Here is an 815-nt window from a genome sequence, read left to right as displayed (position 1 = left end):
TAGGAGGGGAATATGGCACGTTTTGGAAGTAGAGTTTATGACATTACCATGAAACCGTCAACCTATATGGCCACGACAGCAAGCCAGTACAGAGTTGTAGGAGTTGTTGGAGCAACTACGTCAGCGGAGTTCACAGGTTATATGGCAAACTATGCACAGACTTTAAACAGGACAGCAACGGCAAGGCACGCGATTGGTATCAATCAGAGTTATCTGTCAAGCAGTTCTGAGACTATGCAGGTCAGAGTAATGGGAAAGTCAAAGGTTATTTGTGAGAGTACTATTTCGGTGGGCGATTGGGTGGTTCCTTACGAGGGAGTCAGTACGACATCTCATTATGGGACTGTCATTTCATTGAATTTAGAAGATGCAACAAACCAGACAGCCGCTGTCTATGAAACTTCAGCTGCAACATGGGGAATAGTTTTAGGACGAGCAATGGAAGCTGGTGTAACTGCATCAGTAATAGAAGTGATGTTAAATCCACAACTTTATGATTGTGAATTGTGGGGGCAAGTATGAGCAGACACGGAAACGGAGAAGAATATGATATAACAATGAAACCGTCAACCTATATGAAGACTACGACAAGCCAGTACCGTCTAGTCGGAATACAGGGAGCGACTACTTCCGCTGAGTTTACAGGATATTTGTGTAATAACAAACAGACTCTGAACGATACAACAACGGCAAGAAACGCTATCGGCATAAATCAGACAATGCTTTCAGCAGGTTCTGAGACTATGCAGGTTAGGATTTTTGGTATATCAAAAGCAAGATGTGAAAGTACGATTACAGCCGGTGATTGGGTAGTT

Annotated in this window: 2 protein-coding genes; both read left to right on the top strand. The window is 43.2% G+C overall.

The annotated features are described in order from the left end of the window. The first annotated feature begins 12 nt into the window (after positions 1-12). Positions 13-522 (top strand): hypothetical protein, encoded by a 510-nt coding sequence (locus GY843_RS08500; protein WP_297308547.1) that lies wholly within the window; start codon positions 13-15, stop codon positions 520-522. Then, positions 519-815: hypothetical protein (locus GY843_RS08495; protein WP_297308545.1), on the top strand; the 297-nt coding region annotated here is incomplete at its 3' end. The genes GY843_RS08500 and GY843_RS08495, both read left to right, overlap by 4 nt.

Source organism: Neptuniibacter sp. (genome assembly GCF_024231755.1).
Lineage (GTDB): Bacteria > Pseudomonadota > Gammaproteobacteria > Pseudomonadales > Balneatricaceae > Neptuniibacter.
Note: the sequence above shows the minus strand (reverse complement) of the source record. Positions and strands in the feature narration are given on the sequence as shown.

Excerpts from the sequence above, each read along its gene's own strand:
- GY843_RS08500 (WP_297308547.1), top strand. The coding sequence starts at position 13 with ATGGCACGTTTTGGAAGTAGAGTTTATGACATTACCATGAAACCGTCA.